This is a genomic window from Candidatus Bathyarchaeota archaeon (assembly GCA_026014805.1).
Lineage (GTDB): Archaea > Thermoproteota > Bathyarchaeia > Bathyarchaeales > SOJC01 > JAGLZW01.
In genome coordinates this window covers 1-6,882 of record JAOZHR010000013.1, presented here as the reverse complement: position 1 = coordinate 6,882, position 6,882 = coordinate 1, and the positions used below count along the sequence as shown (strand labels likewise).

General features: G+C 41.5%; 14 protein-coding genes. 5 read left to right on the top strand and 9 right to left on the bottom strand.

Annotated features, from left to right (window positions below):
* The 5 genes from NWE91_03395 to NWE91_03375 form a co-directional block, all read right to left on the bottom strand.
* Positions 1-201 (bottom strand): Ni/Fe hydrogenase subunit alpha (locus tag NWE91_03395; protein MCW3985441.1); only part of this gene is annotated, 201 nt, incomplete at its 3' end.
* Positions 198-1,175, bottom strand: a complete 978-nt coding sequence (locus NWE91_03390) for an oxidoreductase (GenBank protein ID MCW3985440.1) — start codon at positions 1,173-1,175, stop codon at positions 198-200. The genes NWE91_03395 and NWE91_03390, both read right to left, overlap by 4 nt.
* 1 nt (position 1,176) lies before the next feature.
* On the bottom strand, positions 1,177-1,476 hold the full coding sequence (locus tag NWE91_03385; protein MCW3985439.1) for a hypothetical protein: 300 nt from the start codon (positions 1,474-1,476) through the stop codon (positions 1,177-1,179).
* Positions 1,473-1,913 carry a hydrogenase iron-sulfur subunit gene (locus tag NWE91_03380; GenBank protein ID MCW3985438.1) on the bottom strand — a complete coding sequence of 147 codons (441 nt, stop codon included), beginning with the start codon at positions 1,911-1,913 and terminating at the stop codon, positions 1,473-1,475. The genes NWE91_03385 and NWE91_03380 overlap by 4 nt, the downstream gene beginning before the upstream one ends.
* A complete protein-coding gene (locus NWE91_03375) occupies positions 1,910-2,116 on the bottom strand; it encodes a 4Fe-4S dicluster domain-containing protein (protein ID MCW3985437.1) in 207 nt (68 codons plus the stop codon). Before NWE91_03375 ends, NWE91_03380 begins: the two co-directional genes overlap by 4 nt.
* A 76-nt stretch (positions 2,117-2,192) precedes the next feature.
* On the opposite strand from NWE91_03375, the gene NWE91_03370 reads away from it, so the two are divergent.
* The 3 genes from NWE91_03370 (at position 2,193) to NWE91_03360 (ending at position 3,143) form a co-directional block, all read left to right on the top strand.
* The gene (locus NWE91_03370) at positions 2,193-2,624 is read left to right on the top strand and encodes a hypothetical protein (protein MCW3985436.1); all 432 of its coding nucleotides are present in this window, start codon (positions 2,193-2,195) and stop codon (positions 2,622-2,624) included.
* Positions 2,602-2,847 (top strand): hypothetical protein, encoded by a 246-nt coding sequence (locus NWE91_03365; protein MCW3985435.1) that lies wholly within the window; start codon positions 2,602-2,604, stop codon positions 2,845-2,847. The genes NWE91_03370 and NWE91_03365 overlap by 23 nt, the downstream gene beginning before the upstream one ends.
* Before the next feature lie 155 nt (positions 2,848-3,002).
* Positions 3,003-3,143 carry a hypothetical protein gene (locus tag NWE91_03360; protein MCW3985434.1) on the top strand — a complete coding sequence of 47 codons (141 nt, stop codon included), beginning with the start codon at positions 3,003-3,005 and terminating at the stop codon, positions 3,141-3,143.
* Positions 3,144-3,159: 16 nt separating this feature from the next.
* Here NWE91_03360 and NWE91_03355 read toward each other — a convergent pair whose 3' ends face one another.
* The 4 genes from NWE91_03355 to NWE91_03340 form a co-directional block, all read right to left on the bottom strand.
* Complete coding sequence (locus NWE91_03355) at positions 3,160-3,348, bottom strand: hypothetical protein (GenBank protein ID MCW3985433.1); 189 nt, start codon at positions 3,346-3,348, stop codon at positions 3,160-3,162.
* Positions 3,349-3,594: 246 nt separating this feature from the next.
* The gene (locus tag NWE91_03350) at positions 3,595-3,957 is read right to left on the bottom strand and encodes a hypothetical protein (protein ID MCW3985432.1); all 363 of its coding nucleotides are present in this window, start codon (positions 3,955-3,957) and stop codon (positions 3,595-3,597) included.
* Entirely contained in the window at positions 3,947-4,411 is a 465-nt protein-coding gene (locus tag NWE91_03345) for a hypothetical protein (GenBank protein ID MCW3985431.1), read from the bottom strand. The genes NWE91_03350 and NWE91_03345 overlap by 11 nt, the downstream gene beginning before the upstream one ends.
* A complete protein-coding gene (locus NWE91_03340; GenBank protein ID MCW3985430.1) occupies positions 4,408-4,803 on the bottom strand; it encodes a hypothetical protein in 396 nt (131 codons plus the stop codon). Before NWE91_03340 ends, NWE91_03345 begins: the two co-directional genes overlap by 4 nt.
* Positions 4,804-5,737: 934 nt before the next feature.
* Between NWE91_03340 and NWE91_03335 the strand changes: the two genes are divergently transcribed.
* Both NWE91_03335 and NWE91_03330 read left to right on the top strand, forming a co-directional pair.
* Complete coding sequence (locus NWE91_03335; protein ID MCW3985429.1) at positions 5,738-6,685, top strand: oxidoreductase; 948 nt, start codon at positions 5,738-5,740, stop codon at positions 6,683-6,685.
* On the top strand, positions 6,682-6,882 hold a 201-nt coding region (locus tag NWE91_03330), incomplete at its 3' end, for a Ni/Fe hydrogenase subunit alpha (GenBank protein MCW3985428.1). The genes NWE91_03335 and NWE91_03330, both read left to right, overlap by 4 nt.

Below are 6,882 nucleotides of genomic sequence, written 5' to 3'. Positions count from 1 at the left end.
GGCTACTGGGCAGACACCGCATATCCTCGTTGTTATTATTGGCAAGTCTTCAGCTCTTCTTCCCTCGCAGAACTTCTCGAATCCCCTTAACTCAGGTATTATCATATAGGCGTTCGCAACGTTCCCTGCATCGTCTAAGAATATGTCGATTTTTCCGTGGCCTTCCAGCCGCGTTATAGGGTCGATGGATATTTTCTTCATTTCTTCATCACCTTCCTTTTAATTATTGAATGGGGCAACGAATACTTGTAAAAAGTGCCAACCGGATCCTTGATTTGGTTTATCAGTTTCTCTGGGTCATAGCCTTCTTCTTTCTCTTCGTCGATACCGAGAATCGACGCTAAAGCGCTTAACATAGCTGCTCCTTGCTCCGGCACGTTGGGACAAGGGCCGCCACACCCAGTGCACGGATAATCAACATCTAGACATTGAGCACCACACCCTCCTCGTGTAGCTGGTCCTATGCAGATAATTCCTTGTTCAAGAAGGCATATCTCAGGTTCTGGCGTTTTTTCATAAATGCGATAGATCTTGGAAATTTTCTTTTGGTCTTTTTTTCTTGGGCATTCGTCACAGACAGACTTCACGGGCGCCAAAACTGAGCCTTTAGGCGGCAATTTACCCGTCATAATAGCATCAAGAGCCTTAACTATCAAGTCTACTGGTGGCGGGCACCCTGGAAGATAATAGTCCACATCCACCGTTTGGTCAAGCGTTTTTACCGTGTCATAGAACTCTGGCTTGTGCAACTCGCCTTCTTCAACTTTAACAGGATTAACTGGCAATACTCTGTCAGGGTTCTTTGTAAAAGGAGTCTCGCAGTAGACTCTATCAAATATCTCTTTTCGGTCATGCAAGTTAGCGAGTCCAGGAATACATCCCTCGTGTGCACATGAGCCAAAAGCTACAAGAACCTTCGCTTTCCGCCTAAACAACTTTGCCATTTCCTCGTTTTCTGAATTACGTATGGCTCCGTTGAAGAAGCATACGTCTATGCTTTTGTCTGGCATGTTTTCAACGTCTTTGTATTTGATGTCCATGGCGACAGGCCAAAATACAATGTCCGCCTTGGAAACAACGTCTAAGATTTTCTCGTTAATGTCCAAGACAGCAATCTCGCAGCCACCGCAACTAGCAGCCCAATAGAACGCAAACTTCAACTTTTCTTCAGTCATCCTACATAACCCCTTTTTGTACTTGTTCTAAGACTTTTGAAGAGTTAACTCGAAGCCCATTAAAGGCGAGTTCTTCTGGTAGTAATCCTACTGCTAAGCCCAATAGTTGTGGATAATGCAGCACGGGTATGCCGTAGTTTTCGTTGAACCTTGCAATTGGGCAGTCTGATGTGCATGTTCCACATTGTAAGCAATACAGTAGTTTTTCCCCACTGGGCATCTTGCTTATTTCATACTTGAAATCCTTGTTAATTTCCGATGTCTTTATGAGCATTTTCCCTGTTTCAACCATTTCGTTCATTGAACTTTCCCTCCGTTTTTCTTTAGCGGGTTTGGTCCGAGCTTCTTTATTTGTTCAACCATTTCTCGTACTATGGAGGCGAATTTATCTCCTTCACTTGCCGAAACCCATTCCAACCGCAAACGTTCTGGTTCTATTCCAAACTGTTTCAAGACTCTTCTTAGAAGAGTGATCCTTCTTAATGCCTTGAAGTTTCCGCTAATGTAGTGACAATCTGAAGGTAAGTGGCAGCCTGCAACAAGCACTCCGTCTGCACCGTCATTGAAGGCTTCAAGAATGAAGGCAGGGTCTACTCTGCCGCTGCACATTACGCGAATTATACGTATGTTTGGCGGGTATTGTATTCTACTTACGCCTGCCAAGTCTGCTCCCGCATAGGCACACCAGTTGCAGAGGAAGCCGATTATCTTTGGTTCGAAGTTTTCTTTTTCGGTCATGCTTTTACTTCCTCCATCAAAGTAGTTTTAACTTGAGCCATGATTTCTTCAGTGGTGAAATGTCCCGATGTTACGCCTTTTGTTGGACATGCTGTTCCGCATGCCCTACAGCCTTTGCATAAGGCTTCAATTATATACACGGTTACTTTTTCCTCTTCTTCCTTTATTTCTATTGCGTTGTAGGGACACAGATGCTCACAAATTCTACAACCACTACTAAATCTTTGTTTACATTTGCAACTATTTTTCCCATCTCAAGTGTCTTCTGTGAAAGAATTGTTGCGGCTCTACCTGCTGCACATGCTTTTGCGAAGACTTTCGATAATTTCGTTGACCATTGTAAAGGAAGCAGTACAGGCACTCGTAGAGTTCGATGAAACATTGGCTCAAGATGCCATAAACCGAGAGGACGAAGCCGATATGATGCATTTACTTGCAATGAGGTTGCTTGTTTCTGCACAGAGAAAAAGAGAAGTAGCTGAAGAAATAGGATTAACAGACCCGTTACATATCCTATATTTTGGACTTATGTTGAGGTATCTCGAGTTGATTGCTGACTACGCTGAAGAAATAGCACGCAGAGTTATTACACTAATACAGAAGTATGGAGATCAAATACCTAAATGGGCAATTGAACGAATAAGCAATCTGAATGACTTACTTAGCCCACGATTTGGTTCTAAAAGCCGTGGACGCTTTCTTCATTGGTGACATTAAAATCGCAAACAGCCTCCTAGGAATGTTGGCGTTTATTGAACTAGAAAGAGAGAGAATTATTCAAGACCTGCCTGAAATACCGAATCTGAGAGGTATACTATATGACATAAATAGAATAGCGGACAACGGTGCGGGCATCGCTTTGATAGCAATAAACAATGCGCTCGAAAAAAAGACTAAAATATGCTCAAAACGCTGGTCAATAAGCTCCAAGTAACATGCGCATCTCCCTTAATAGCTCTTCAAATAATCAACGAGTTTTTATGCACAGAAGGTTTCAATTTCCTTCCGTGCCGAAAAACCCTTCTCTCTATGCCATAGGTGGCTTAGTTGAGCGGCGGCGCTTTATCTTGACTTGAAGGAGTTGGGTTAATGGTGAAGTCTAAGAGGGTTTTATACGCGTTGCGGGACGTGAAGATTGAGAGAATGGAACAGAAGACTTGCCATCACTGCGGCGCCGCGAACGACCCAGACGTGACTTTGTGTTGGAGTTGTAGTTTAAGGGTTGATTAGTCGTGCGCGCGCGGGGCTATTCGATTCCTCTTTTGGCTAACACAAGTAAAGCTCCTGCAGTTGCAACAAAAATTGGAATAGCATATTGGAGAAACACAGGTAAATCCGCAGCGAGAGATACAATTACTTGGTATAGTACATAAAGCAAGATTACCCCAACAATCAGAGCAACAAAAAAATCAACTACTCTGTCTGGTAAACTCATAATTGTACTGTTTTTTCTTTTCCATTTAAAAATTTTGGGTTTTGGTGAAACTTCTTAAGTTGGTTGGTATGGGTTTGAAGTTTGAAGAGGAAGAGTAAAATTGTGTCAATTTTTTTGGTCACAATTGGACACTTTTCCACTGGGGCGATACTCCGCCCATGGTGGACGCCATGGCATCTATGGAAAAGCTAAATTAGAACCTTTCTTCGAAAAAAGGGTATACCCTAAAGATACCAAAAAAAATAATCACAATCTTTCCATAACAAACTTTTCTACTTCAGCAAGGTCATATTTAACCACTGATTTTGCTTCATCACAACTGGGAGCATCTTTTGGAGATTTGTATCTTGAGTCAAAACCTAAATCATACAAGTGCATGTAAACCGAGAAAATTTCTGGAACATACTCACTCATAAAGGAGTGCCTTTCTTCATGGCGTCCAAAATCCAATCCGTGATACCTCTTAATATACGCTTCAACAAAATGAAGCGCACTATAAAAAGCCACAATTGAAACCCAATCTGGGCACTTGTCAACAATTCGCACCAGAAATTTATGCAAAAATATCTTATTATGATTCGCTTTCGAAAGATGGGAATCAATATTCATAGTGCCAATAACCTTTGGGTATAACTTCTTCTGGCTTCCGACCTCTAAGTTTGATTAGATGAAGGTCAAATAATAGTGGGCGAGACCTTCTTAGAAGCTCCCCAAAAGCGTCATATATTTTATATTCAATATCTCTGTTACTTTCGGGGATAATCACTCTGATGTCAGTAATATGTCCAGATGGTGTGCGGTCATAAGCTTCCCTTATGTTAAAATAGAGACCATCTATCCCCCTAATCTTATATATTGCTTTGCTAAAGTTGCCGAGAGCTTCCTTGGTTTTGACTAACCAAGGTTTTCTATCTGATAAAATTCTAGCTAGAATTTTGGTTCTATCATTTAGTATTATAAAAGGATGGGTTATACCAGTTTCCAGTAGCCTGATGTTGCCTGCAATTAACCCATGTGAGACTTTCTTAAACGGTTTTTCCAATTCTTGGATTTCTAACATCATTTTTCTTCCATCTTATCAATCCATTCTAGCAACTTATCAAGGTCTTTAGCCAAAGTTTTGAGGCTTTCCCCCAACTTTATTTTTTCATCTGCTGATAAGGTCATTAGCTTATTTATCCTAGGCATGACGGTCATCATTCTAATAAATATGCTAGTGTATAGTTTACCCATTTCAGGGGCTTTTTCAACAATCATGCTCATCACTTCTGGTAGTTTTTCAGCAGATTCAAGTGAAAACATGGAATCAAAAGCTTCTTTATGAGATTTTTGGATTTTTCCCAGCTTCTCAGCAAAAAGACCATATGCATCCATCAGATACCTAAGCATCTCAACTAAATTTTTCACTTCTTCTTTTGAGAGTTTCGCCTTATTTTCCTTTTCACTATTTGTCATAACTTTCACACTATTTAAAGTGAAACACCTTATTAGGTTTTAAGTTTCTGAACCTATTATTCAGTTTTTGGATAGGTCAACAGACTTAACAGTATCAGGCTACGGCAAAGCATATTAGTTATGTCTTCGCACATATTCACACGGTTGTTATGGGCAAGTGGAAAAAAGTTTTCATAAATAAAACCACTATCACCAGGCAACATAATGGCAGCGTGATTCGCTGTCACGGCCAAAAATGTGAACGTCAGCTAAAAATTGGCGCCCCTGCATACTCTCACACCACACGTCAGCGAAGCACGGCCAAAACGGTCTATTATTGCGTTCCATGCTACGAATCACTGTGGCTTTAGCGACGGCGACGTACATCACAGCGTCATATCTAAGCCAAATAGGCCACCCTAACAGGCCCGAAAAGATTGTTGGTTTTCTTCTTTCTGTTTTTTGTAGCAATCACGGCAGAGTAAGAGTAAGCCTTGTTTTGTTGCCCATTCCGCTTCTTTTCCGCATACTTCACATTTCAACGCTATTCCTTCTTTTCTGCCATGACCAATTTATTAAGAGTTAGACAGCATAGGAAAAGAAGCCTTATGTACGCCGCAAGACATATGACTAAAAGCGGAGATACCATTTTATATACTATTTTTACGCCTTTTCTATACATGAAACAACGTTTTTATGCACAGAAGGTTTCAATTTCCAATAAATCATTAGCTTTTCTATAAACCCATTGAAACAAACCTTGCTGGCCAATGCAAGGATTCCTAACCAGAAATTAGGAAATAACTGGGTGCGCATCACCTTTGGTTCTACGATTTAAGCGTTATGAACTATTCCTTTAAATCCACCTTCGCACGCACAGAAAGTTAAACTATATATCCAACATGTAACAGTTGTTATGCTCTCAAAATAACACTTGCCAAATTGGTGCACAGATATGGAAAGGCAAAAGTTGAAGTTTGCGTTCTATTGGGCTGCTAGTTGCGGTGGCTGCGAGATTGCTGTCTTAGACATTAACGAGAAAATCTTAGACGTTGTTGCCAAAGCAGACATCGTGTTCTGGCCTGTCGCCATCGACATCAAATACAGAGACGTTGAAAACATGCCAGACAAAAGCATAGACGTATGCTTCTTCAACGGAGCCATACGTAATTCCGAAAACGAGGAAATGGCAAAGTTGTTTAGGCGGAAAGCGAAGGTTCTTGTAGCTTTCGGCTCATGTGCCTGCGATGGATGTGTAGTAGGCCTTGCGAACCTTTGGAACAAAGAATCCGTCTTTGAACGAGCATACTCTGAAACACCCTCGACAAAAAATCCTGAATCAACGATGCCAAAAACCTCCATCAAAGTTAAAGAAGGCGAGTTGAAACTACCTAAATTCCACGACACAGTAAAAACTCTAGCTCAGACCGTAGACGTGGACTATTACATCTCAGGGTGCCCACCACCTATCCCACTTATAATCCAAGCCATTGAAGCAATATTCAAAAACGAGCTGCCTCCAAAAGGAAGCGTTCTAATGCCAAACAAATCAATCTGCGACGAATGCCCCAGAGAGAAAAAAGATAAAAAACTTTCGAAAATAAAGAGAATTTACGAAATCGACGACGACTTCAAAACGTGCTTCTGGGATCAAGGAGTAATATGCATGGGACCAGCCACACGAGCAGGCTGTGACGCACAATGCCCAAAGGTAAATATGCCATGCACGGGATGCAACGGCCCAGGCTTCAACGTGAACGACCAAGGTGCCGCAGCTATCAACGCACTTGCCTCTATTGCCACTAGTCCAGAAGTCGTTGATCAAATTGTGGACCCAATAGGAACCTTCTACAAATATTCTTTACCTCATTCCATTCTACGTAGGAAAGTGATGAAGAAATGAAGAAAATATCCATCGACCCTATAACACGGCTGGAAGGCCACGGAAAAATTGACATATTCTTAGACGATGCAGGGAACGTTGCGAACGCCTATATGATAATACCTGAGTTAAGGGGATTCGAGAAGTTCTGCGAGGGAAGAAGAGCTGAAGACTTGCCAATAATAACAACGAGGATATGCGGTGTCTGCCCAGTAGCC